This is a genomic window from Frateuria terrea (assembly GCF_900115705.1).
GTDB classification, from domain to species: Bacteria; Pseudomonadota; Gammaproteobacteria; order Xanthomonadales; family Rhodanobacteraceae; genus Frateuria_A; species Frateuria_A terrea.
In genome coordinates this window covers 233,849-258,460 of sequence record NZ_FOXL01000002.1, presented here as the reverse complement: position 1 = coordinate 258,460, position 24,612 = coordinate 233,849, and the positions used below count along the sequence as shown (strand labels likewise).

General features: G+C 68.0%; 21 protein-coding genes. 17 read left to right on the top strand and 4 right to left on the bottom strand.

Annotated features, from left to right (window positions below; translation table 11 throughout):
• Positions 1–91: 91 nt before the first annotated feature.
• Positions 92–2,641, top strand: coding sequence for a PAS domain S-box protein (locus BMZ38_RS01180; RefSeq protein ID WP_217638704.1), 2,550 nt, complete (start codon positions 92–94; stop codon positions 2,639–2,641).
• A 6-nt stretch (positions 2,642–2,647) separates the two neighbouring features.
• Here BMZ38_RS01180 and BMZ38_RS01175 read toward each other — a convergent pair whose 3' ends face one another.
• Complete coding sequence (locus BMZ38_RS01175) at positions 2,648–3,148, bottom strand: pyridoxamine 5'-phosphate oxidase family protein (protein ID WP_091333133.1); 501 nt, start codon at positions 3,146–3,148, stop codon at positions 2,648–2,650.
• A 181-nt stretch (positions 3,149–3,329) separates the two neighbouring features.
• Here BMZ38_RS01175 and BMZ38_RS01170 point away from each other — a divergent pair, with 181 nt between their 5' ends.
• Positions 3,330–3,548: a hypothetical protein gene (locus tag BMZ38_RS01170; protein WP_091333130.1), complete on the top strand. Its 219-nt coding sequence runs from the start codon at positions 3,330–3,332 to the stop codon at positions 3,546–3,548.
• 53 nt (positions 3,549–3,601) lie between these two features.
• On the opposite strand, the gene kynU is transcribed toward BMZ38_RS01170, so the two are convergent.
• Genes kynU through BMZ38_RS01155 form a run of 3 tightly spaced genes read right to left on the bottom strand, consistent with a single transcriptional unit; the run spans position 3,602 to position 6,424 of the window.
• A complete protein-coding gene (kynU, locus tag BMZ38_RS01165) occupies positions 3,602–4,876 on the bottom strand; it encodes a kynureninase (RefSeq protein WP_091333128.1) in 1,275 nt (424 codons plus the stop codon).
• 10 nt (positions 4,877–4,886) lie between these two features.
• Entirely contained in the window at positions 4,887–5,399 is a 513-nt protein-coding gene (locus tag BMZ38_RS01160; protein WP_091333126.1) for a hypothetical protein, read from the bottom strand.
• Positions 5,396–6,424: an amidohydrolase family protein gene (locus BMZ38_RS01155; RefSeq protein WP_091333123.1), complete on the bottom strand. Its 1,029-nt coding sequence runs from the start codon at positions 6,422–6,424 to the stop codon at positions 5,396–5,398. Before BMZ38_RS01155 ends, BMZ38_RS01160 begins: the two co-directional genes overlap by 4 nt.
• A gap of 173 nt (positions 6,425–6,597) precedes the next feature.
• Here BMZ38_RS01155 and BMZ38_RS01150 point away from each other — a divergent pair, with 173 nt between their 5' ends.
• From BMZ38_RS01150 to tagH, 15 genes are all read left to right on the top strand, one after another.
• Positions 6,598–7,158, top strand: a complete 561-nt coding sequence (locus BMZ38_RS01150; RefSeq protein WP_091334283.1) for an ECF-type sigma factor — start codon at positions 6,598–6,600, stop codon at positions 7,156–7,158.
• Between the two features lie 279 nt (positions 7,159–7,437).
• Positions 7,438–7,944, top strand: coding sequence for a type VI secretion system contractile sheath small subunit (gene tssB / locus BMZ38_RS01145; protein ID WP_091333121.1), 507 nt, complete (start codon positions 7,438–7,440; stop codon positions 7,942–7,944).
• A gap of 6 nt (positions 7,945–7,950) precedes the next feature.
• Positions 7,951–9,444 (top strand): type VI secretion system contractile sheath large subunit, encoded by a 1,494-nt coding sequence (gene tssC / locus BMZ38_RS01140; RefSeq protein ID WP_091333119.1) that lies wholly within the window; start codon positions 7,951–7,953, stop codon positions 9,442–9,444.
• A 163-nt stretch (positions 9,445–9,607) separates the two neighbouring features.
• Positions 9,608–10,111, top strand: coding sequence for an Hcp family type VI secretion system effector (locus BMZ38_RS01135; protein WP_091333117.1), 504 nt, complete (start codon positions 9,608–9,610; stop codon positions 10,109–10,111).
• 62 nt (positions 10,112–10,173) lie between these two features.
• Positions 10,174–10,971: a type VI secretion system accessory protein TagJ gene (locus tag BMZ38_RS01130; RefSeq protein WP_091333115.1), complete on the top strand. Its 798-nt coding sequence runs from the start codon at positions 10,174–10,176 to the stop codon at positions 10,969–10,971.
• Positions 10,972–10,980: 9 nt separating this feature from the next.
• Complete coding sequence (tssE, locus tag BMZ38_RS01125; protein ID WP_091333113.1) at positions 10,981–11,484, top strand: type VI secretion system baseplate subunit TssE; 504 nt, start codon at positions 10,981–10,983, stop codon at positions 11,482–11,484.
• 3 nt (positions 11,485–11,487) lie between these two features.
• Positions 11,488–13,371 carry a type VI secretion system baseplate subunit TssF gene (gene tssF / locus BMZ38_RS01120; protein ID WP_091333110.1) on the top strand — a complete coding sequence of 628 codons (1,884 nt, stop codon included), beginning with the start codon at positions 11,488–11,490 and terminating at the stop codon, positions 13,369–13,371.
• Positions 13,335–14,357 carry a type VI secretion system baseplate subunit TssG gene (gene tssG / locus BMZ38_RS01115; RefSeq protein WP_091333108.1) on the top strand — a complete coding sequence of 341 codons (1,023 nt, stop codon included), beginning with the start codon at positions 13,335–13,337 and terminating at the stop codon, positions 14,355–14,357. The genes tssF and tssG overlap by 37 nt, the downstream gene beginning before the upstream one ends.
• 69 nt (positions 14,358–14,426) lie before the next feature.
• Entirely contained in the window at positions 14,427–17,162 is a 2,736-nt protein-coding gene (tssH, locus tag BMZ38_RS01110; protein ID WP_091333106.1) for a type VI secretion system ATPase TssH, read from the top strand.
• 146 nt (positions 17,163–17,308) lie between these two features.
• Positions 17,309–18,391 carry a phosphatidylinositol-specific phospholipase C domain-containing protein gene (locus BMZ38_RS01105; RefSeq protein WP_091333103.1) on the top strand — a complete coding sequence of 361 codons (1,083 nt, stop codon included), beginning with the start codon at positions 17,309–17,311 and terminating at the stop codon, positions 18,389–18,391.
• A gap of 324 nt (positions 18,392–18,715) precedes the next feature.
• Positions 18,716–19,027, top strand: a complete 312-nt coding sequence (locus tag BMZ38_RS01100) for a PAAR domain-containing protein (RefSeq protein ID WP_425431835.1) — start codon at positions 18,716–18,718, stop codon at positions 19,025–19,027.
• A 5-nt stretch (positions 19,028–19,032) separates the two neighbouring features.
• A complete protein-coding gene (locus BMZ38_RS01095) occupies positions 19,033–20,421 on the top strand; it encodes a tetratricopeptide repeat protein (RefSeq protein ID WP_091334281.1) in 1,389 nt (462 codons plus the stop codon).
• A 163-nt stretch (positions 20,422–20,584) separates the two neighbouring features.
• Positions 20,585–22,609 (top strand): type VI secretion system Vgr family protein, encoded by a 2,025-nt coding sequence (locus BMZ38_RS01090; RefSeq protein WP_091333099.1) that lies wholly within the window; start codon positions 20,585–20,587, stop codon positions 22,607–22,609.
• Positions 22,610–22,621: 12 nt separating this feature from the next.
• Positions 22,622–23,158, top strand: a complete 537-nt coding sequence (locus BMZ38_RS01085; protein WP_091333097.1) for a DUF6931 family protein — start codon at positions 22,622–22,624, stop codon at positions 23,156–23,158.
• Between the two features lie 14 nt (positions 23,159–23,172).
• Entirely contained in the window at positions 23,173–24,510 is a 1,338-nt protein-coding gene (gene tagH, locus BMZ38_RS01080) for a type VI secretion system-associated FHA domain protein TagH (RefSeq protein ID WP_425431834.1), read from the top strand.
• Positions 24,511–24,612: the final 102 nt, after the last annotated feature.

Here is a 24,612-nt window from a genome sequence, read left to right as displayed (position 1 = left end):
GCCCGGCCGATACTCGCGCCCATGCCTCCGACCATGCCCGCGGAGCACCGCCAGGCCCGGCATGCCGCGCTGACCAGCGGTGGTAATTGCCGTGACCGAAGCTGAAGGCGCGCACGGCGGCCTCTCGCGTGCCCTGCTTGCGGCCGAGCAGGCGGCGATCCTGGGCCAGCTGGCCGAAGGCGTGATCCTGACCGACACGGCCGGGCGGATCACCTACGTGAACGAGGCCGCGGCGCGCCTGCACGGAGTTCGCCAGCTCGACGTCGGGCCGGGCGACTATGCCAGCGCCTACCAGTTGTTGACCGAGGATGGCCAGCCGTATGCGCCCGGACGGCTGCCGCTGGCGCGCGCGGTGCTGGACGGCGAGGTCGTCGCTGATGCGCGCTGGCGGATCCGCCGCGCGGACGGCACCGAAGTCATCGCGCAGGGCTCGGCGCGCCCGATTCTCGACGGCGATGGCAGGCCGCTCGGCGCGGTGCTCACCATGCACGACGACACGGCGCGCGTGCAGGCCGAGCAGGCCTTGCGCGAGGAGAGCCAGGCGTTGGAAACGCTCAACCGCGTCGGCTCGACGGTGGCCAGCGAACTGGAGCTGGAACGCATCGTCCAGACGGTCACCGATGCCGGCGTCGCGCTCATCGGCGCCAGCATGGGCGCGTTCTTCTACAACACCACCAACGAGGCGGGCGAGAGCATGCTGCTCTATACCCTCTCCGGCGTCGACCGGCATGCGTTCGACCGTTATCCGATGCCGCGCACCAGCGTATTGTTCCGGCCCACGCTCGCCGGCGAGAGCCTGGTCCGCTGCGATGACGTGCTACTCGATCCCCGGTATGGCAAGAGCCCGCCTTACCACGGCCTGCCACCGGGCCATCCGCCGGTGCGCAGTTACCTTGCCGTGCCGGTGGTTTCACGCTCGGGCCGGGTATTGGGCGGGCTTTTCTTCGGCCATCCCGAGCCTGGACGGTTTTCGCTGCGGCACGAGCGGTTGATGGTCGGCATCGCCGCGCACGCGGCCATCGCCATCGACAATGCCAACCTCTACGCCGTGGCGCAGCGCGAGATCGACGAGCGCCGTGCTGCCGAGGACCGCCTGCGCGAACTCAATGAAACGCTGGAACAGCGTGTCGAGGCGCGCACGCGCGAACGCGATCGTGCCTGGAAGCATTCGCGCGACCTGCAGGCGGTGGTCGATGAGCATGGCTATTTCCTGCAGGTCAGCGATGCCTGGAGCACGGTGCTGGGCTGGCAGGCGGCGGACGTGGTCGGGCATCGGGCCTACGAGTTCGTCCATCCGGACGACCGTCCTGCGGGCGAGCGGCCATTCTTCGCCAACCTGGCCAAGGGGCCCGCGTTCGAGAACCGCATGCGGCACAGGGATGGCAGCTATCGCTGCATTTCCTGGGTGGCCAGCCAGGACGAGGACACGATCTACGCCAGTGGTCGCGACGTCTCCGAGCAGAAGGAGCAGGCACAGGCGCTGGCCAAGGCCGAGGCGGCATTGCGGCAGAGCCAGAAGATGGAAGCGGTCGGTCACCTGACCGGCGGCATCGCGCACGATTTCAACAACATGCTGGCGGTGGTGATCGGCTCGCTCGACCTGCTCAAGCGCCGCCTCCCGGAAGGATCCGCCGAACGACGGCACGCGGACAACGCCATGGAGGCGGCCGATCGCGCAGCCACGCTGACCCAGCGCCTGCTCGCCTTCGCCCGCCAGCAACCGCTCAACCCGCAGCCGCTGGACGCCAACGCACTGGTGGCAGGCATGTACGAGCTGCTGCGTCATGCGATCGGCGCGGACATCCGCCTTGAAGTCGTGCTTGCGCAGGGGCTGTGGCCGACGCTGGTCGACGCGAACCAGCTCGAGAACGTGGTTCTCAACCTTGCGGTCAACGCCCGCGATGCCATGCGGGGCGGCGGGCGGCTGGCCATCGAGACGGCGAACGCCACGCTCGACCGGCGCTATGCCGCCAGCCACCCGGACATGGAAGCGGGCGAGTATGTGTCGATCACGGTAAGCGACACTGGCGTCGGCATGGCGCCGGAGGTGGCCGCGCGCGCGTTCGATCCGTTCTTCACGACCAAGCAGGCGGGGCAGGGCACGGGGCTTGGCCTGAGCCAGGTATATGGCTTCGTGAGACAGTCCGGCGGCCACGTGACGATCTACTCGGAGCCCGGTCGCGGTACCAGCGTCAAGGTGTACCTGCCGCGGATGAGCGGCAAGATGAATGCGCCGGAGGCGGGCATTTCCGCGCCGCCGTTGCCGGTCGGGCGGCAGGAGCTGATCCTGCTGGTGGACGACGAGCCGGCAGTACGCCAGGTCAACGCCGAGGCCTTGCGCGAGCTGGGCTATCGAGTACTGCAGGCCGACGGCGCCGAGGCTGCGCTGGACATGCTCGACACGCACCCGGAGATCGCGCTGCTGTTCACCGACGTGGTCATGCCCGGAACCGATGGACGCCGGCTTGCCACGGAAGCGCGCCGGCGCCGGCCGGGTCTGAAAGTGTTGTTCACCACCGGCTACTCGCCCGCGGCCACCCGCCACAATGGCACGCTGGAAGAGGACGCACCGCTGCTGGGCAAGCCGTACACGCTCGACGAGCTGGGCCGAAAGCTGCGGCAGGTACTGGAAGGCGCCTGACGCCGGTCAGCCGTGCAGGTGTCCCTGGTGCCCCAGGTCGCGCGGCTGCTCGCTCCACATGCCGCGCGCAAAGTCGAGCACACGCTCCACGAAGTTGCCCGCCGACTCCCAGTACATCGCATCGCGCACACGTACACGCAGCACGGTGAGGTTGGGATCGTCCTTGCCTGAGAAGAACACGTTCTGCGCGGGTGACCAAAGCTCCTCGATCAGTGCCTGGTCGCGGTTGATCCGCGCCCGTCCACGCACGGACACGTAGCATTTGTCGTCCTGGTTGGCGTAGGCGAGGTTTACGTCGAGGTCGTCGGTGAGCTGGCCGACCTTGGGGCTGTCGGCGGCGGTGAAGAACACCAGGTCGCCGTCGGCCGTGAGCTTCAGCGTCTGCAGCGGGCGGCTGACGAGCGAGCCGTCGGCGGCCACGGTGGTGAGCATGGCCACCTCGATGTCGTCGATGAGTTCGCCGAGCTTGCGCAGGTCGGCATCGTCGTGCGGAGCGTCGTTCTTCATGGGTTGCATCCTCCATCGCCAGGGCTTGCGAAGATGGCGCGGAGGCCTTCAAGGTCGCATGAATTGCCGAGGATCCGCTGCCAGCCTGCCGGGTCCATGCAGACCCCGCGCGACCTGATTCACACGTGGAGACAGCGAATGCCGCGGCGATTTACGCATCAGCGGGTGGCGATGCACGCCTGTGAAGCTGCGCCGGGCGGCCGAGCACCACCTGCTGTGTCCGGTTCCCGCGAGCGACGCCGATGCCCGGTTGCCCGCGTCGACAGGCGATGGGCGCAACCGCGATGAGTGGCGGCGCCTCGTGTCGTACTGGACCGCGGCTGCCGGGCTGGCCGCGGTGCGCAAAGGCCCTCGCGATGAAGGCGGCGCGGCGTTCAAGGTACCGGCGCATCCAGCGTGAGGGCCGCGAGTATCCACTCCCCGCGGCCTGAGCGTGGTGGAGATGCCGCGCCGCTATGCGTCAACCCAGCGCCGCACCGCCTCGGCGAAGGCCAGGCAGTCGGCGTGTCGGTTGTAGAGCGGGGCGGGGGAGATGCGGATGACGTCCGGTTCGCGCCAATCGCCGATGATCCCGTTGGCCATCAGGTGCTCGAACAGCGCGCGCCCCCGGGCGCGCCCGCCGAGCACGCGGATCGAGAGCTGCGCGCCGCGCCGCGCCGGGTCGGCCGGGGTGACGATCTCCAGCACATCGGACAATTGCGTGCGCACCAACCACTCGAGGTAACCGGTCAGCGCAAGCGACTTTTCGCGCAGGCGTTTCATGCCGGCGCGGCGGAAGATATCCAGCGACACGCGTAGCGGCACCAGCGCCAGGATCGGCGGGTTGGACAGCTGCCAGCCATCGGCACCGGGCGTGGGCACGAACTGCGGTCCCATCTGGAAGCGGGTGGTCTTGTCGTGGCCCCACCAGCCGGCGAAGCGCGGCAGCGCCTCGCGCGCGTGGCGCTCGTGCACGAAGGCGCCGCCGACCGCGCCAGGACCCGCGTTCAAATACTTGTAGCTGCACCAGATGGCAAAGTCGGCGTCGCTGTCGTGCAACTGCAGCGGCAGGTTGCCGACGGCGTGGGCAAGGTCGAAGCCGACCTGGCAACCCTGTGCGTGCGCGAGGCGCGCGATGGCCTTCAGATCGAAAGCCTGGCCGGTGCGGTACTGCACGCCCGGCAGCATCACCAACGCGGTGCGCGCGCCGTGTTCGGCCAGCGCCCGTTCGAATGCGGCCTCTGAGATGGTGCCGTTGGGCTCGTCTGCTTCCAGCTCGATCAGCGCCGTGGCGGGATCGTAGCCGTGGAAGCGGATCTGCGACTCGACCGCATAGCGATCGGTCGGAAAGGCGCCGGCCTCGATCAGGATGGCGTGCCGGCCGGGTGTAGGGCGATAGAAGCTCACCATCATCAGGTGCAGGTTTACGCCCAGCGTGTTCATCGCCACCACTTCGGAGGGCGATGCACCGACCACCTCGGCGAGGTCGTCGCGCACGAACTCGTGGTAGTCCATCCACGGCAGCCGGCCCTTGAAATGGCCCTCGACGCCCAGTTCGCCCCAGTAGTCGAGTTCCGCTGCGATCGCCTCGCGTACCGCGCGCGGCTGCAGGCCCAGCGAGTTGCCGCAGAAATAGTTGGAGTGGCGGCCTTCGTGCGGGGGAATCAGGAACTCGTCGCGGAAGGCGCGCAGCGGATCGGCGTCGTCAGCGGCGGCGGCCCATCCCGGCGTCGCCTGGTAATCGGTCATGCCTTGAACCTCATCGTGCCAGGCTGGTGGCCACCGCGTCGCAACCCTTATCGAACGATCCGGCCCAGGCGGCGCCGGCCTGGCTGCGTTCGGGGCGCGCGCAGCGCAGGTGGATCGCGTGGTTGTTCTTGAACCAGTAGCGGTCGTTGTAGCGGTAGGCCGCGCCGTGTTCCTGCGCGGTGTAGACGTAGCTGTTGGGACCGTCCGGATTGCCGATCGCCCGGTAGCCGGACAATGCCTGGACCTTGCGGTTGGCAGCGCCGACGTACTGATCGAACGCGGCCAGATCGCCCACCTGTTCCACTTCCACCGACACGTAGGAAAGGTTGTCGCGTGCGGTGGGCGACGGGTCGGGGACCTGGAACACGCGCATTTCCGGTTCGCCCTGGGTTTCCATGATGGAAACCCAGTTGTCCGGCGTGCTGAAGCCAACGCTGCCGCCGGCCATGCTGACGTCGGTGGCGCAGGCGGTGCCGGCCAGCAGCAGGGTGCCGGCCAGGAAGGAAATGCGGATAGGGCTCATGGACGCTCCGGAGTGCCTTGGTTGAAACGCTGCAGGGGCAGGCCCAGCCATTCCAGCGCGGTACCGTGGAACAGTCGCGCGCGGTCCGCATCATCCAGCCCGAGCGCCTCGATGCCGCTGCCGGGCTCCTGCTCGCCCAGCGGGAAAGGATAGTCGGTGCCCAGCATGACGCGATCGACGCCGGTCACATCCAGGAGATAACGCAGCGCCCGCTCGTCGTGCACGCAGGAGTCGAAGTACAGGCGCTTGAGGTATTCGCGCGGGTTGCGCGGGTTGTCGGTGGCGACCAGGTCCGGACGCATCCGGAAACCGTGCTCGATGCGCCCGATCGACCAGGGAAAGCTGCCGCCGCCGTGGGCGAGCATCACGCGCAGCTTCGGCAGCCGCTCCAGCACCCCGCCGAAGGCCAGGCAGCAGCCGGCGCGCGACTGCTCGGCCGGCATGCCGACCAGCCAGGGCATCCAGTATTTGGGCATGCTGTCGGTGCCCATCATGTCCCACGGGTGCACCAGGATCGCCGCACCCAGGTCCGCCGCGGCCTCGAAGAACGGAAACAGTTCGGGCGCGTCCAGGTTCCATGCGTTGCAGTGCGATCCGATCTGCACGCCCGACAGGCCCAGTTCGTCGATGCAGCGCTCCAGCTCGCGGACGGCCAGCTCCGGCGCCTGCAGCGGCACGGTGCCGATGCCCGCATAATGGCGCGGGAAATCCTGGCAGATCTGCGCCATGTGATCGTTGAGGTGCCTGTGCAGCTCCAGCGCCTGGTAGCCGGGCGCCCAATAGGAAAACAGCACCGGTACGGTGGAGATCACCTGTACGTCCACGCCGAAGCGGGCGTAGTCGTCGATGCGTGTCTGCGGATCGAACGCCGAATCCCACACTTCGCGGAAGAACTTGCCGTCCTTGTAGATCCGGTGCCGACCATCGCTGTGCGTCATTACCGGGAAACGATCGTTGCCGTACTTTGCCGTCAGGTTCGGCCAGTCGCGGGGCAGGATGTGCGCGTGGGTGTCGATCTTGAGCATGCGGCCGAGTCTAGCAGGGCATCTGCGGCGCCCCAGTAGTGCGGAAACGAAGCCTGCTTCCTGTCGCCGGCAAGGGTTTGGCCTATACTTTTTTCCAGCGGCCGAGCCTGGCCGTCGATCCGGCCGGCGCCTGCCGCCCCGGAGCCATCGGGCGGGAAGGGACCACCATAGCCGTGAACAACAGTGTCGACGTGACGCGACTGCTGCATTCGGCGCAGGCGGGCGATGCCGCCGCGCTGGAGGAAGCGTTGCGGCAGATGTACGCGGCGCTGCATCGACTGGCTGGCGCGCAATTGCGCCGCAACACCAGCGAACGAACGCTGAGCGCCACGGCGCTGGTCAACGAGGCCTACCTGAAGGTCTTCGGTGGCCATTGCCCGCCGCAGTGGGAAAGCCGCGGCCATTTGCTCGGCGTGGCGGCACGGGCCATGCGCGAGGTGCTGGTCGACTCGGCCCGTCGCCGACAGGCTGCCAAGCGGCCGCAGGACTGCGACCGCATCGAGCTCTCCGAGATCTCCGGCTCGCTGATGCCCGAGATCGATTACGTCGCCCTGCTCGATTCGCTGGATGCGCTGGAACAACTCGACCCTCGCCAGGCCAGCATCGTCTCGATGCGTTTCTTCGTCGGCCTGAGCGCCGAACAGATCGCCGCCGCCCTGGGGATTTCCGCCACCACCGTGCAACGCGAGTGGCGATTGGCGCGGGCCTGGCTGCAGCGCGAACTGCAGGCCTGAGCCGGGCGGATTGCACCCGGACGAAACCCTGTCTTGTCTTTGTGAACGCTGCCTGAACGCGGCGTTCACGCACGTGGCCGATCCGTGAAGGGCTCCACGCACTAGAACAGTGGGAAGGCGTTCAGTCCGCCCTTTGCTACGCCAGTCCGGCAGCCACCTGCATTGCGCGGAACCGCCGGTTCCGCGGCGATCGTGCCGTCCGGATGCGCTGCAGGGACGTGCGCGCACCCAGGGCGTCGCGTTCAACCGGAAGACCTCAAGTCCCAGGAGACAGCCGCAATGGCCAAGCAAAGCAGTCAGAAGTTCATCGCGCGCAACCGCGCGCCGCGGGTGCAGATCGAGTACGACGTCGAGGTCTACGGCGCACAGAAGAAGGTGCAGGTGCCGTTCGTGATGGGCGTGATGTCGGACCTGTCCGGCGCCAACAACGCCGAGCTGCCCTCGATCGAGGATCGCAAGGCGCTGGAAATCGACGTCGACAATTTCGACAGCCGCCTGCAGTCGATGAAGCCGCGCGTTTCCTTCGCGGTGCCCAACACGCTCACCGGCGAGGGCAACCTCAGCGTGGACATCACCTTCGAAAGCATGGACGACTTCTCGCCCGCCGCGGTGGCGCGCAAGGTCGCCCCGGTCGCCAAGCTGCTGGAGGCGCGCACGCAGCTGGCCAACCTCAACACCTACATGGACGGCAAGGCCGGCGCCGAGAAGCTGATCGCCCAGGCGATCAACGATCCGGCCTTGCTGCAGTCGCTGGTTTCGGCCGCCAAGCCTTCCGACGCGGAGTAAGCACACATGTCTACCGAAACCGTTGCCGAACGCGGGCAGGCCGCCGAAACCCTCGAGGCTGGCGATTTCGCCGCGCTGCTGAGCCGCGAATTCAAGCCTAAGAGCGAGCGCGCCAAGGAAGAGGTCGAATCGGCCGTCCGCACGCTGGCCGAGCAGGTGCTGGGCAAGTCCGACATCGTCTCCGACGACGTCGCCCAGACGATCAACGCCTACATCGCCGAGATCGACCGCAAGCTCAGCGAGCAGATCAACCAGATCATGCACCACGCCGACTTCCAGAAACTGGAAAGCGCCTGGCGCGGCCTGCATCACCTGGTCAACAACACCGAGACCGACCAGCTCCTGAAGATCCGCGTCATGAACATCTCCAAGAAGGAGCTGGGCAAGACGCTCAAGCGCTACAAGGGCACCGCCTGGGACCAGAGCCCGATCTTCAAGAAGATGTACGAAGAGGAATACGGCCAGCTGGGCGGCGAGCCGTACGGCTGCCTGGTCGGTGACTACTACTTCGACCACAGCCCGCCGGACGTGGAGCTGCTCGGCGGCATCGCCCAGGTCGCCGCCGCCGCGCATGCGCCGTTCATCGCTGCCGCCAACTCCACGCTGATGGGCATGGAGAGCTGGAACGAGCTTTCCAACCCGCGCGACCTGGCCAAGATCTTCTCCACGCCCGACTACGCCTCCTGGCGCTCGTTGCGCGAGTCCGACGACGCCAAGTACCTGGCGCTGGCGATGCCGCGCACGCTGGCCCGCCTCCCCTACGGCGCCGGCACCAATCCGGTCGAGGAATTCGACTTCGAGGAAGACACTTCCGGTGCCGACTCGAACAAGTACACCTGGCAGAACGCCGCCTACGCGATGGCGGTGAACATCAACCGCTCGTTCAAGGCCTACGGCTGGTGCTCGCGCATCCGCGGCATCGAGTCCGGCGGCGCGGTCGAGGGCCTGCCGGTGCACGCCTTCCCGACCGACGACGGCGGCGTGGACATGAAGTGCCCGACCGAGATCGCCATCACCGACCGCCGCTCGGCGGAGTTGGACAAGATGGGGCTGATGCCGCTGGTGCATCGGAAGAACTCGGACATGGCCGCCTTCATCAGTGCGCAGTCGCTGGCCAAGCCGGAGGAGTACGACGACCCGGACGCGACCGCCAACGCCGCGCTCGGCTGCCGCCTGCCGTACATGTTCGCCTGCTGCCGCTTCGCGCATTACCTCAAGTGCATCGTGCGCGACAAGATCGGTTCCTTCAGCGACCGCGAGCAGATGCAGAACTGGCTGACCAACTGGGTCATGCAGTACGTCGACGGCGACCCGGCCAACTCCAGCGAGGAGACCAAGGCGCGCAAGCCGCTGTCGGCCGCCGAGGTGGTGGTGGAAGAGGTCGAGGGGGCACCGGGGTACTACACGTCCAAGTTCTTCCTCAAGCCGCACTACCAGCTCGAGGGCCTGACCGTGTCGCTGCGGCTGGTCTCGCGCCTGCCGTCCGCGGCCAAGGCCTGACGAATACGACCGGCCGGCGGCGCCCGCTTCGGGTCGCCGGACGGGTCCATGCGCCGAGGCGGGAACTGCATCAACACCTCAGCACGAGGGCGACCGGTGGCGGCCCATGAGAGCCCGGCCGGCGATATCGAACAACCAACACGAGACGTAGGGAGAAGGTTTCATGGCATTCGACATGCACATCAAGTTCGGCGCCGGCAAGGTCAAGATCGAAGGCGCGTCCAACCACAAGAAGCACAAGGGCGAGGTGCCGATCCTGGCGTGGTCGTGGGGCGTCAGCAACTCCGGCGACCTGCACACCGGCGCGGGCGCGGCCAGCGGCGGCAAGGCCCACGTGCAGGACATCTCCATCACCAAGTATGTGGACGGTTGCTCCAACGCGTTGCTGGACGCCTGCTGCACCGGCGGGCGCATCGACCAGGCGTGGATCTACGTGACCAACGCCACCGGCGAGCAGACCGACTTCCTCACCATCGAGCTGTCCGAGGGCGTGCTGATCACCTCCGTCTCCACCGGCGGCAGCGGCGGCGAAGACCGCCTGACCGAGAACGTGACCTTGCACTTCGGCAAGTTCAAGTACTCGTTCCAGCCGCAGGACGACAAGGGTGCCAAGCAGGGCGGTGCCAAGGAGTTCACCTACGACATCCAGGGCGTGGCCAAGGCCTAAGGCCGGCCCGTCTGCCCGCAGCCCTCGTTCCAACCCAACTGAAGACCGTCAGAGCCCAAGCCATGACACCCGAGAACATGCTCAAGGAAGGACGGTTGGACGAGGCGCTGCAGGGTCTTACCTCGCAGGTACGCAGCAACCCGGCGGACGCGCGCTGCCGGGTGTTCCTGTTCCAGTTGCTGGCGCTGCTCGGCCAGTGGGAACGGGCGCAGACGCAGCTGAAGGTCAGCGGCGAACTGGACGTGAACAATGCCCTGATGGCCGGCGCCTACGCGCAGGCCGTCCGCGGCGAGCTGGCGCGCATCCATGTGCTCGCCGGCGAACGGATGCCCTCGGTCATCGGCGAACCCGAACAGTGGGTGGCGCTGCTGCTGCAGGCGCTCAGGCTCGATGCCCAGGGGCAGCATGCACAAGCCACGCCGCTGCGCGAGCAGGCCTTCGAGCAGGCGCCGGCGATCGCCGGCGAGATCAACGGCGAGCCGTTCGAATGGATCGCCGACGCCGATCCACGCTTCGGTCCCTGCCTGGAAATGGTGGTCAATGGCGGTTATGCCTGGGTGCCGTTCGCGCGCCTGAAGCAGCTCGTCTTCGAGGCGCCGACCGACCTGCGCGACAAGATCTGGGCTCCGGTGCAGGTCACCTGGGTCAACGGCGGCCAGTCGGTAGGCTTCGTGCCGTGCCGCTACCCTGGCTCGGAGCACTCCTCCGATGCCGAGGTGGTGCTCGGCCGGCGCACCGATTGGCACGACATCGATGGTGGACCGTGCGTGGGTTCGGGCCAGCGCATGCTGGTCACCGACGCTGGCGAATATCCGCTGCTGGATGTCCGCATGATCGTTTTCCAGCATGACCCGGCGTGACGAAGCGCCATGGCCGAACTGACCACCCAGGAACGGCTGCAGCCCTCGCTGCTGGACCGCCTGACCGATGAAGAGCCAGGCAGGCAGGAAGAGAGCCGCGAGAAGCGGGTGATCTCGGCCACGCGCCTGCGCGACTGCGTCGCGCGCGACATTTCCTGGCTGCTCAATTGCGTCAATCTCGGCAGTGGCGTCGAGCTGGAGGACTATCCCGAGGTGGCGCGCTCGGTGCTCAATTTCGGTATCCCCGATCTCACCGGCATGGCGCTCGCCGGCGTCGACGCAGCCGTGCTGCAGCGCCAGTTGCGCGAAGCGCTGCTCGCCTTCGAGCCGCGCCTGACCGGCAGCACGCTGCGGGTGGCCGTCAATGCCGACGGCAAGCGCATGGACCAGCAGTCGCTGGTGTTCAACATCGAGTCGGAGATGTGGGCGCAGCCGATACCGCTGAACCTCTACCTCAAGACCGAAGTCGACCTGGAGACCGGTCGCTTCAACGTCTCCGAAAGCCTGGGCTGACGCATGGACCCGCGCCTGCTCCGCTACTACAACCGCGAGCTGCAGCACGTCCGCGAGATGGGCGGCGAGTTCGCGCGCGAATATCCCAAGATCGCCGGACGGCTGGGCCTGGAAGGCTTCGAGTGCGCCGATCCCTATGTCGAGCGGCTGCTCGAGGGCTTCGCCTTCCTCGCCGCCCGCGTGCAGCTGAAGCTGGACGCGCAGCAGCCGGTGTTCACCCAGCACCTGATGGAGATGGTCTACCCGCACTACCTCGCCCCGGTGCCTTCGATGGCCGTGGTGGAGATGGCGGCGGACCTGAAGGAGGCCGCGCTGGTCGCCGGGCATACGGTGCCGCGCCACACGGCGCTGCGCAGCCTGACTGGCCGCGACGAGCGCACCGCCTGCGAGTACCGCACGGCGCACGATGTCACCTTGTGGCCACTCAAGCTGGTCGAGGCCAAGTACTTCGACACGCCGGCGGCGATTGCCGCGGCGGGCGTGGCGATCCCCAACGACCGCACGGTGAGGGCGGGACTGCGCCTGAAGTTCGCCGTTACCGCCGGCGCGCAGGCGAGCGAGCTGGCGATGGACGAGCTGCCGGTGTTCCTCGCCGGCCCCGATGAGCTGCCCAAGCGGCTCTACGAGCAACTGCTGGGCAACGCCGTCGGCGTGACGGTACGGACCAAGGGCGCCAGCGGCGTTGCCGGCACCTGGCTGGAAGCTTCCAGCATCCAGCCCAAGGGCTTCGCCGACAACGAGTCGATGATTCCCTACAGCGGCCGCTCCTTCAGCGGCTACCGCCTGCTGCAGGAATACTTCGCCTGTCCCGAGCGCTACCTGTTCACCGTGTTCACTGGCCTTCGCCAGGCGCTGGCCCGGGCGCAGGGCAACGAGTTCGAGATCGTGGTGCTGTTCGACCGCAGCATCAGCCGCCTGCACAACGCGGTGGACGCCGGCAACTTCCGCCTGTTCTGCACGCCGGCGGTCAACCTGTTTCCGCGCCGCGCGGACCGCATCCACCTGCAGCAGGGCAAGACCGAGTACCACGTGCTGGCCGATCGCACGCGCCCGATGGATTTCGAGATCCATTCGATTGGCCAGGTCGAGGGGTTCGGCGACAGCCAGGAGCCCGAACAGCAGTTCCAGCCGTTCTACGGCTGCGACGAGCGCACCTGGCAGGGCGGCCACGGCGCCTTCTATACGGTGCGGCGCGAGCCACGCCAGCTTTCCGCGCGGCAGAAGCTGCAGGGCGCGCGTTCGAGCTACGTCGGCAGCGAGTTGTTCATCGCTCTGGTGGACGCCAACGAGGCGCCCTACTCGAGTCGCCTGCGCCAGGTCGGCATGCAACTGATGTGCACCAACCGCGACCTGCCGCTGCAGATGCCGGTGGGCAAGGCGAATACCGACTTCACCCTGGACGTAGGCGCGCCGGTGGAATCGGTGCGCTGCGTGGCCGGGCCGACCAAGCCGCGCGCGCCGGTCGCCGGCGGCGAGACCGCCTGGCGGCTGGTCAGCCACCTGCAGCTGAACTACGTCTCGCTGCTGGGCGAGGGCAACGCGGACGGCGCCGCGGCGCTGCGCGAGATGCTCACGCTCTACTGCGACGAATTCGACTCCGGCGCACGCCGGCAGATCGAGGGCATCAAGAACGTGTCCTCGCAGCCGATCGTGCGGCGCATCCCGGTACCCGGCCCGATCAGCTTCGGCCGGGGCCTCGAAATCACCCTTACCTGCGACGACGGCGCGTTCGAAGGCACCGGTGCCTTCCTGCTCGGCTCGGTGATGCAGCACTTCTTCGCGCGCTACGTGTCGGTGAACTCGTTCACCGAGACCGTGCTGCGCACCCTGGAACGCAACGAGGTGGCCCGATGGCCGGCACGGCTGGGTACGCGCCAGACGCTGTAGCGCTGGAGCGCGCGCTGCAGGAGCGGCCGGGGGACTTCGATTTCTTCGAGGCGATCCGGCAGCTCGAGTGCGCGCACCCGACGCGGCCAAGGCTGGGCGAATCGACCAAGCCGTCGGAGGACTTCGTGCGACTGTGCCAGACGCCGTCGCTGGCTTTTGCCGCGAGCGCGATCGATCGCTTCGAGCCGGCCGGTTCCGAACGCCCTGCGCGCATGCACGCGTGGTTCTTCGGGCTGTTCGGGCCCAATGCGCCCTTGCCGCTGCACCTGACCGAATACGCGATCGACCGCGAACGCAACGCGCGTGATCCGACGCTGATCGCGTTCGCCAACATTTTCCACCATCGCATGGCCAGCCTGTTCTACCGCGCCTGGGCCAACACCCAGCCGACGGTGCAGGCCGACCGCGGCGCGCAGGACCGCTTCCGCCTGTACACCGGTGCGCTGGTCGGCATGGCCACGCCCGGGCTCGAAGGCAGGGACGCGCTGCCGGACGACTACAAGCGCCATTTCGCCGGCCGCATGGTGGCGCAGACACGCAACGCCGAGGGATTGCGAAGCCTGCTGCAGCACTTCTTCGTGGTTCCCGTACGTGTAATCGAGTTCGTCGCCGAGTGGATGCGCCTGCCGGGCGAGGCGCACCTGCGCCTGGGCCGGTCGGCCGACGTCGCGGTACTGGGACGCACCGCGGTCATGGGCGAGTACGTCTGGGGCGCCCAGCAGCGCTTTCGCCTGCGCCTGGGACCACTCAGGCGCGACCAGTTCGAGCATTTCCTGCCCGGCGGCACCGCGCTCGCGCAGCTGGTCGCGACCGTGCGCAGCTACATCGGCGACGAGAAGGCCTGGGATGTGCAACTGGTGCTCGCGCACGACCAGGTGCCCGCCGCCCGGCTGGGCCGCGGCGGCTGCCTGGGCCTGACCACCTGGCTGGGCCAGCGGCCCCAACGCACCGATGCCGACGAGGTCGTACTGAAACCGGTGGGCTGAAGGCCCGCCATCACGCACACCATACCGGCCGCCGTGCGGCCGCCGCACCAAGCGAAGGGAAGACAAGCCATGGCCGAGATCAGTCGCAGCGCCCTGTTCGGGAAACTCAACAAGCTCGCCTACCGGGGCATCGAAAGCGCCACGGTGTTCTGCAAGCTGCGCGGCAATCCCTACGTCGAGCTGGTGCACTGGATCCACCAGATCCTGCAGCTGCAGGACTCGGACCTGCACCGCATCGTCAAGCAGTTCAGCATCAACCCGTCCAACCTGGCGCGCGACGTCACCGACGCGCTGGACAAGCTGCCGCGCGGCTCGACCACGATTACCGACCTTTCTTCCAACGTCGAAGAAGCGGTCGAGCGCGGCTGGGTGTTCGCCACGCTGATGTTCGGCGAAGCACAGGTGCGCACCGGCTACCTGATGGTGGGTGTGGTTCGCACCCGCCATCTGCGCAATGCACTGGTCGGCATTTCGCCCGAGTTCGACAAGATCAAGCCCGAGACGCTGGTGGAGAAGTTCGCCGAGGTGGTCGCAGGCTCTCCCGAGGACGGCCAGAGCGCCAGCGACGGGTTCCAGATGGGCGGTGCGGTGCCCGGCGAGGCCAGCGGCGCGATGGGCCCGGCGCAGATGGGCAAACAGGAGGCACTCAAGCAGTTCACCGTCGACCTCACCGCGCAGGCCCGCAGCGGCAAGATCGATCCGATCGTCGGCCGCGACGAGGAAATCCGGCAGGTCGTGGACATCCTCATGCGCCGCCGCCAGAACAACCCGATGCTGGTCGGTGAGGCTGGTGTCGGCAAGACCGCGGTAGTCGAAGGATTCGCCCTGCGCATCGCCCAGGGCGACGTGCCGCCGCAGCTCAAGGACGTCGAACTGCGCACGCTGGACGTAGGCCTGCTGCAGGCCGGCGCCAGCATGAAAGGCGAGTTCGAGAACCGCCTGCGCCAGGTGATCGAGGAGGTTCAGTCTTCGCCAAAGCCGATCATCCTGTTCATCGACGAGGCGCACACCCTGGTCGGCGCCGGCGGCGCGGCCGGCACCGGCGACGCGGCCAACCTGCTCAAGCCGGCGCTGGCGCGCGGCAACCTGCGCACGGTCGGCGCCACCACCTGGGCCGAGTACAAGAAGCACATCGAGAAGGACCCCGCGCTGACCCGCCGCTTCCAGACCGTGCAGGTCGACGAGCCGAGCGAGGAGAAGGGCATCCTGATGATGCGCGGCGTCGCCAGCGTGATGGAGAAGCACCATCGCGTGCAGATCCTGGACGAGGCGCTGGAAGCGGCGGTCAAGCTCTCGCACCGCTACATCCCCGCGCGCCAGCTGCCGGACAAGGCCGTCAGCCTGCTCGATACCGCCTGCGCCCGCGTGGCGATCAGCCAGCACGCCGTCCCGCCGGAAGTGGACGACACCCGCAAGCGCATCCAGGCGCTGGAGACCGAACTGGCCATCATCGCCCGCGAGAAGACGGTGGGCGTGGAAGTGGCCGAGCGCGAGGCGTCGGCCGGCGAGAAGCTCGCCATCGCCAAGGCCCGGCTGGAGACGCTGGAGGTCAACTGGCAGGTAGAGAAGGGCCTGGTCGAGAAGATTTTGGCCATCCGCGCCCGCCTGCGCGGTGACGCCGCACCGGTGGAGGGTACAGGCAGCGCGCTGGAGCAGGCGGCCCATGCCGAGGCCGGTGAGGTCGCCGTGGCCAGTGCCACGCTGACCGAGGCCGAGCGCGCCGCTGCGCTGGAGGAATTGAAAGGGCTGCAGGCTCAGCTGTCCGAATTGCAGGGCGAAAGCCCGCTGATCCTGCCGACGGTCGACTACGTGGCGGTCGGCTCGGTGGTCTCCGACTGGACCGGCATCCCGGTCGGCCGCATGGTCAAGAGCGAGCTCGAGACGGTGATGAACCTGGCCAGCCTGATGGGCAAGCGCGTGATCGGCCAGGACCACGCCATGGAGATGATCGCCAAGCGCATCCAGACATCCCGCGCGGGCCTGGACAACCCGAACAAGCCGATCGGCGTGTTCATGCTGGCCGGCACCTCCGGTGTGGGCAAGACCGAGACCGCGCTGGCGCTGGCCGAGGCGCTCTACGGCGGCGAGCAGAACCTGATCACCATCAACATGAGCGAGTTCCAGGAGGCACACACCGTCTCCACGCTCAAGGGTGCGCCCCCCGGCTACGTCGGCTACGGCGAGGGCGGCGTGCTGACCGAGGCGGTGCGGCGCAAGCCCTATTCGGTGGTGCTGCTGGACGAGGTGGAGAAGGCCCATCCGGATGTGCACGAGATTTTCTTCCAGGTGTTCGACAAGGGCGTGATGGAGGACGGCGAAGGCCGCTCGATCGACTTCAAGAACACCCTGATCCTGCTCACTACCAACGCCGGTACCGACCTGATCGCCGGCCTGTGCCAGGACCCGGAGCTGATGCCCGAACCCGAAGGCATCGCCAAGGCCCTGCGCGAGCCGCTGCTCAAAGTGTTCCCGCCGGCGTTGCTCGGCCGCCTGGTGACCATTCCGTATTACCCGCTGAGCGAGAAGATGCTCGGCGAGATCGTCAAGCTGCAGCTCAACCGCATCAAGAAGCGCATCGAGGCGCGCTACAGGATCCCGTTCGAGTACGACGACGAGGTCGTCAGGCTGGTGGTCAGCCGCTGCAGCGAGAGCGAATCGGGCGGCCGCATGATCGACGCGATCCTGACCAACACGATGCTCCCCGACATCAGCCGGGAATTCCTCAACCGGATGATCGAGGGCACACCGGTGACCGGTGCGCGGGTGAGCGTGGCGGATGGCAGTTTCGCCTACGACTTCGCGTGATCGGGGTCCGGACGGATCGGGATGCGGGAGCGGCGGCTTCCCACGGGCACGCCTGCCGGCGGGTGTCGGCGGCGCAGGGGCAGGCGTCGATAGTGGGGGCAGGCTGTGCTGAACGCTGCCCGGTTCTTTCTTCAGGAGGCTAGGGTATGGCTGGTTTTGGCGCTTTTGCGAACAAGCGGTTGTGTGACGTCGTATTTCCCGGCACGCACGACGCGGGCATCTACGGCAACGATCTGGGCAGCGTGGTCAAGACGCAGAATCTGAGCATCGGTGAGCAGGCGAAGGCGGGCGTGCGCTATTTCGACCTGCGCATCATCAAGGTCAAGACCACCGGCGGCCTGGAGCAGAAGGCCTACCACGCGCCCGGCTTCAACAAGAAGGAAGACAAGAAGCTGGGTGCCTACCAGACCCCCAAGACGGGCGGCGACGTGGGCGGCGACCGGCTCTCGCAGATGCTCGACCAGGCGCGCGAGTTCGTCATGAAGAACCCGGAGGAGTTCCTCATCCTCAGGTTCTCCAAGTGCGGCGACATGCTGGACGTGGCCAACCAGTGCATCCTGAAGCTCGGGCCGCAGCGGTTCGCGTCGAACGTGAACCTCAACGTGGCGACGATTGCCTCGCTGCAGGGCAAGGTGATCACCGTCTTCGACCGCGGCGATTTCGACAAATTTCCCGCGCAGCTCAAGAGCACGCCCGGAATCCTGCCGGTCAAGGCGCTGTTCAACAAGGAAGGCACCGGGCACGCCCAATACAGCGAGCACATGTGGGGCCTGCAGTATTTCGGCAGCTACTCGAACACCGGCGACAAGAAGAAGAACCTCAAGAAGCAGCAGAAGATCCTGTCGCAAGGACCGATAAGCAGTCCCGAGCTCCTGGGCATGATGTACTGGACGCTGACCTCGAACTGGAAGGAAGGCCTGCACAAGCTCTTCTACAGCATCGAGAAGCGCGACAAGGGCATGTGGTCCTCGTCGCAGCAGGCGCTGACCGACGCCTGGAAGGCCGGGGTGAAGGACCATATCGTCGCCCGCGCCGGCGTGCTCCACCAGCAGTGGCGTGCCAACGGCTTTCCTCCCCAGGCCATCAACCGGGTCTCGAAGTCCTTCATGCCGAACATCGTCATGATCGATTTCGCCGATCCCAACCGCTGCGCGACGATCTGGAACCTCAACCTGGCGACTACCGACATGATCGGCCGTTTGCGCGAGGACCTGCTGGTCACCGCATAGCGCAGGCACTGCGCGGGCCGGCCACCTGAAGCTGCGGCCCCGGGGCGGCACGCGGCGCGTGGGGTCACGCCCGGCCGGTCCGCGGAAGTCGGCGTGCCAGGAGCGGCGCGACGGGCGGCCGTGAAGGGCATGTGACAGGATTTGCCGGGCTTTTACGGATTCACCTATAGGCAACGCTGGCCGGCCCGGCCGGCGTGCCGCCACCAGGGGAAGCTGCCCGTCATGCGGGCGGCCGCAAGTCGAGGCTGGATGCCGTTCCCGGTGGACCGGCCTGCCAAATGGCAGGCCGTCGCGGCGCGTCGTCGTCGCATCGCCGGGCCGGTAATGACGCTCCAGCCGAGGAATCGCATGCAGCCAGCCGCCCGCCTCACCGACATGCATGTCTGCCCGATGGTCACCGGCGTGGTGCCCCATGTCGGCGGCCCGATCGCCTCGCCGGGAGCCCCCAAGGTACTGATCGGCGGCTTGCCGGCGGCGCGCCTGGGCGACATGGCGACCTGCGTGGGCCCGCCCGACAGCATCGTGATGGGCTCGCCCAAGGTGCTGATCGGCGGCCAGCCGGCGGCGCGCCTGGGCGATACCTGCGCGCACGGCGGCACCATCGTACTGGGCTGCTTCACGGTGCTGATCGGCTAATGGCGATGAGCAGACCCAGACCGGACAACCTGACGCTGCGCCGGGCCGTGCGGGACCACCGCGCCGTGCTGCAGCAGGCGCTGCGCGCGCACCAGGCGGACGACCTGGACACCGCCGAGCGGCTGTACCGCGAGGTGCTGGAGCTGCACGCCGCCCAGCCCGACGCGCTGCACTACCTGGGCGTGCTGTGCCACCAGCGCGGCCGCAGCGACGAAGCCGTGGAGCTGATCCGCACCGCGCTGAAGATCACCCCGCGCCACCCGGACGCGCACAACAACCTGGGCAACATCCACAAGGAGTGCGACCGGCCGGCGGAGGCGGAAGCCTGCTACCGGCGCGCGCTCGAATGCAGCGCCGGGCATCACAACGCCCTGGGCAACCTGGCCGTGGTGCTGGAGGTGCAGTCGCGCCTGGACGAGGCCTTCGAGGCGTACGGCAGCCTGCTGCAACAGGCGCCGGACGACGCGCGCGGCCATTACCTGATGGGCCTGTTCCTGCGCAGCCATGCGCAGCACATGGAGCATCTGGAGCAAGCGGCCGAATGCTTCGGACGCGCGTTCGAGCTGGACCCGCGCAACCTGCGCGCGCTGGAAGCGCTGGGTGTGACGCTGTACGCGCTCCAGCGGCGCGACGAGGCGCGCGGCGTCTACCGCGACTGGCTCGCGCGCGAGCCCGACAACCCGGTGCCGCGCCACATGCTGGCCGCCTGTGGCGGCGCCGAGGCGCCGCCGCGGGCCGCCGACGACTACGTACGCGAACTGTTCGACGGCTTCGCCGACAGCTTCGACGAGCAACTCCTGAAGAACCTGGACTACCGCGCGCCGCAGGTGCTCGTCGAAGCGCTAGCCGAGAGGCTCGACGCCCCTGCGGCAGCGCTTGACGTGCTCGATGCCGGTTGCGGCACAGGCTTGTGCGCGCCGCTGCTACGCCCCTACGCGCGTCATCTGGCGGGCGTGGACCTCTCCGGCGGCATGGTGGAGAAGGCGCGTGCCCGTGGCGGGTATGACGTGCTCGAGGTGGCCGAACTGACCGGCTACCTGCAGGCCCGCCGCGCGGCCTGGCACCTGGTGGTCTCGGCCGACACGCTGGTCTATTTCGGCCAACTGCAGGAGGCGCTGGTCGCCACCTACGGTGCGCTGCGGCCGGGCGGCTGGCTCGGCTTCACGCTGGAAGCGCTGGACGAGGAGGCCGACCGCGTTGAACTTACGCCCAGCGGCCGCTACCGGCATACCCGCCGCTACGTCGAGCGCGTGGTGGCTGCGGCAGGCTTTGACGACGTGCGCATCACTACCGACACGCTGCGCCGCGAGGCCGGCCAGGCGGTGGCCGGGTGGGTGGTAATGGCGCAGCGACCGGGCCCCGTCACGCCGGTGGGCGACGGGGACGCGGCATGAGCGACCGCGCACCACAGCAACTGGCGGCGGACCGGGGCGTCACGCCAGGCGCCCGCCGCAGCCATCTGCGCATTGCCGCCCGGCGACCCCGCGTTCGCCGGCAAGCTACGACATCACGCGTGCGGCCCATGGCTGGCACGACCCAAGCACGGAGCCGAGCCCGATGAGCCAGCTGATCACCCTGACCTCGGCGCAATGCGACGGGCTGCTTTTCACCAGCATGGCGACCGACGAGCAGCTCGGGCGCATGTTCTCCTACCACGTGGGGTTCGCCAGCCGCGACGAGAAGGTCGACCTTGGCGGCCTGCTCGGCACCTCGATGACGGTCAAGCTGGCCACTGCGGACGGCTTCGAGCGATATTTCAGCGGCATCGTCTGCGAGGCGGCGCAGACTGGCGCGGAGCCCATCGACGGCCTGCATTACGCGCACTACAGCGTGCGCCTGGTGCCCAAGCCGTGGCTGCTGATCGACAAGGTCGACTGCCGCATCTACACCAACCAGAGCGTGCCTGACATCGTCAAGGCGGTGCTGGCCGACGCCGGCTACACCGACGTCAAGCTGAGCCTTAGCAGCAGCTACGCCGCGCGTGACTACTGCGTGCAGTACCGCGAGAGCTGCCTCAATTTCATCAGCCGGCTGATGGAGCAGGAGGGCATCTACTACTACTTCACCCACGATGCCAACACGCACACGATGGTGCTCGCCGACGGCGTGGGCGCGCACGCCAAGGCCAGCCACTTCGACAAGGTGCCGTACTCGACGACCCGCGACAGCGCGCTGCGGCCGGACGCGGCCATCTCCGCATGGGTTCCCGCGCGTGGTCGCGACGCCACCAAGGTGCAGTTGATCGACTACGACCCGCTCAAGCCGAAAACCTCGCTGCTGGCCAAGGGCGTGGGCGACGGGCACGGCGGGCAGGGGCCGGACATGTTCGACTTCCCCGGCGAGCACTTCGACGCCCAGCTCGGCCAGCACTATGCGCAGGTCCGCGCCGAGGCGCTCAGCGCGTCGCGCTCGCACTACAGTGGCACCACCAGTTCGTGCGGCATCCAGATCGGCGGACTGTTCAACCTGACTGGCTTCCCGCGCGACGAGCTGAACCAGGAATACCTGGTGATCGGTGCCACGATGGAGTTGCACGGCGGCGGCTATGCCTCCGGCGCGGGCGGGCAGGGGCCCGGCTTCGCCTGCCAGTTCCAGGCGATCGAGAGCAGCCGGCCGTTCCGCAGCCTGCCGAGTGCGGCCAAGCCGTCGGTCGTGGGCCTGCAGACCGCGGTGGTCGCCGGCAGCGAGACCGACGAGGACATCGCGATCGACGACCACGGCCGCGTGCAGGTCACCTTCCACTGGAACAAGCCGGACAAGCCCAACGCCAAGAACTCGTGCCCGGTGCGCGTGGCCTCCACCTGGGCCGGCAAGGGCTGGGGTGCGGTGAGCCTGCCGCGCGTGGGGCAGGAGGTGGTGGTGAGCTTCCTCGAGGGCGACCCGGATCGCCCGTTGATCATCGGCAGCGTCTACAACGCCGACAACACGCCGCCCTACGGCCTGCAGGCGACCAAGACGCAGAGCGGCATCAAGAGCCGCAGCCTGCTGGGCGAGAGCGCCGACTTCAACGAGTTGCGATTCGAGGACAAGAAGGGCGAGGAAGACTTCTTTATCCATGCCCAGAAGGACATGCACGAGGAGGTCGAGAACGACCACGTGGTCACCATCGACCACGACGAGACGGTGACGGTGAAGCACGACCAGACGATCACCGTGGAGAACGACCAGACCCAGACCGTCAAGCACGACCGCAAGGTCACCGTGCAGAACGACGACAAGCTGGACGTCACCAGCAACGGCACCACCAGCATCGGGCAGAAGTTCAAGCTCTCGGCCGGCACCGAGATCGAGCTGGTCACCGGCGCCTCGAGCATCGTGCTCAAGAGCTCGGGCGACATCGAGATCAAGGGCGTCAACATCAAGATCACCGGCAGCATGGGCGTCAAGGTCGAGGGCCAGGTCGAGGTCGGCATCAAGGCCGGCGCGACCATGGATGTCGGCGCGGGCGCCAGCCTGAAGGTGCACTCGGACGCGATGGTCGAAATCGCCGGCAGTGCCATGGCCACCGTCAAGGCACCCATGCTGTCGCTCAAGGGCGACGGCATGAACCAGGTGTCCGGCGGCATCGTGATGATCGGATAAGGAACCGCCCATATGTCAGTCGTACAGGCAGCCGAGCAGATGGAACTGGCCGAGCCCGCACGGGCCCGGTTGGAGCCGCGCATGAACCCGCTGCAGGCGGTGCAATCCCTGCTCGCCGAGGGCCAGACGCAGGACGCGCTGAAGCTGATCGCGCGCCTGCTGCCCAAGCGCTACGCCGTGGCGTGGGCCTGCCAGTGCGCGCGCGACATGCCGCTGCCGCTGGAGGACAAGGCCGGCGCCGCGCTCGCCGAGCAGTGGGTGCGCGAGCCGGACGAGCCGCAGCGGCGCGCCGCCTTCGAATTCGCCAATGCCGGGGGCTACCGCACGATCGGCGCGTGGCTCGCCGCGGCGGCCGGGTGGTCCGGCGGCAGCCTCGCGCCGGCCACCCAGGAGACCGTCGTGCCGCCTGCCGAACACCTCACGGCTTGCGCCGTGGTGGCGGCGATCAACCTGATGGCCGGCCTGGAGCCTGCGCGCTTCGAGCAGCGTCGCGGTGAATTCATGGCCCGCGCCATGAGCCTGCTGGGCTCCGGCGGGTCGGCCCACTGACGGAGACGATGAGCGTGCCCAATCCACAGACCCTGGTCCTCGCCGTGCTCGGCCCGCATGCCGCACAGTTCGGCGCGCGCAGCCAGAAGGCCTTCGAAGGGCGCGACGGCAGCATCGGCCGCGCCGACGACTGCGACTGGGTGCTCTCCGCCGCCGGCGTGTCGCGCGTGCACGCGATGGTGCGCTGCCTCAACGGCATGTATTTCATCGAGGACCGCAGCACCAACGGCATGCTGCTCAACGGCCGCCCGCTGGTGAAAGGCGACCCGGCTTCGCTGAAGGACGGCGACCGTCTGCAGATCGATACCTTCGAAGTGGCCGTGCGGCTGCAGGCCGACGCTGCCACCCTGGTGCAGCCGGCGATGCCGCCCGCTCCGGCGATGGCCGCGGCCCCGCTGCCCGGCGGCGATTTCCTCGACGAAATGCTGGGCAGCGCTCCGTTCGCGGCCGCGCCGCTGCCCGCGCGCGGCATGCCCGACGAACCGCTGATCCCTGGCGGCGGCGCGCCGGTCGGGACGCTCGATCCGCTCGCGTTCCTTGACGAGCCCTTCGGTGCGGCCGCGGTACCTCCGGTGGCGGCGCCCAGCTGGAACCACTCCAGCGGCATGGCCGACCACTTCCACCCGCCGGGCATTGCCGGCCAGCGCGAGGCGCTGCCCGACAACTGGGATCTGACCATGGGCGACTTCGCGCCCAAGGGCATGCCGGCACCGCCGCCGGCGCATGCGCCGGCCATGGCGCCGGTGGCGGCACCAGCGGCACCCGTCGCCGCGCCGCCGGTGATGGCCGCCGCCACGCCGTTTGCCGCGCCGGCGTCCCCCGTTCCCGCCGCGGGCCTGCCGCCCGAGCTGGACACGATCTTCCACATCGTGGTCGACGGCGTGATGGACGTGCTGCGCGCGCGGGCCGAGATCAAGAACACCTTCCGCCTGCCGGTCACGCTGATCCAGCGCTCGGAAAACAATCCGCTGAAGTTCGCGCCGACCGCCGACGAAGCGCTGCAGAAGCTGCTCTCGCCACCCAACGGCGCCTTCCTCTCCGGCACCGACGCCTTCCAGGACGCCTTCGACGACATCCGCTGCCACCAGATGGCGATGCTGGCCGGCGTGCGCGCTGGCTTCGAGGCCGTGCTCGCGCACTTCAATCCCGACCGCCTGGAGCAGGAGGTCGACGGCAGCAAGCGTTCCTCCTTCGGCGGCAAGGGCCGCTACTGGGAGCGCTTCCGCGAAAACTTCGAGGGGCTGGCCAAGGACCCGGACGAATGCTTCCGCCGCCTGTTCGGCGACGAATTCGCGCGTGCCTACGAGGAACAACTGGCGCGGCTGAAATCGGCGCGGGTGCGGCAGCGGTGAAGACGCATGGCGCTTTTCACGCCGCAAAAACGCAATAGAGGGGAGGCGCGCGAATCCCGGCCCGGACCCGGCCGGTGGCGGCGCATCCACACAGGCTCGTTA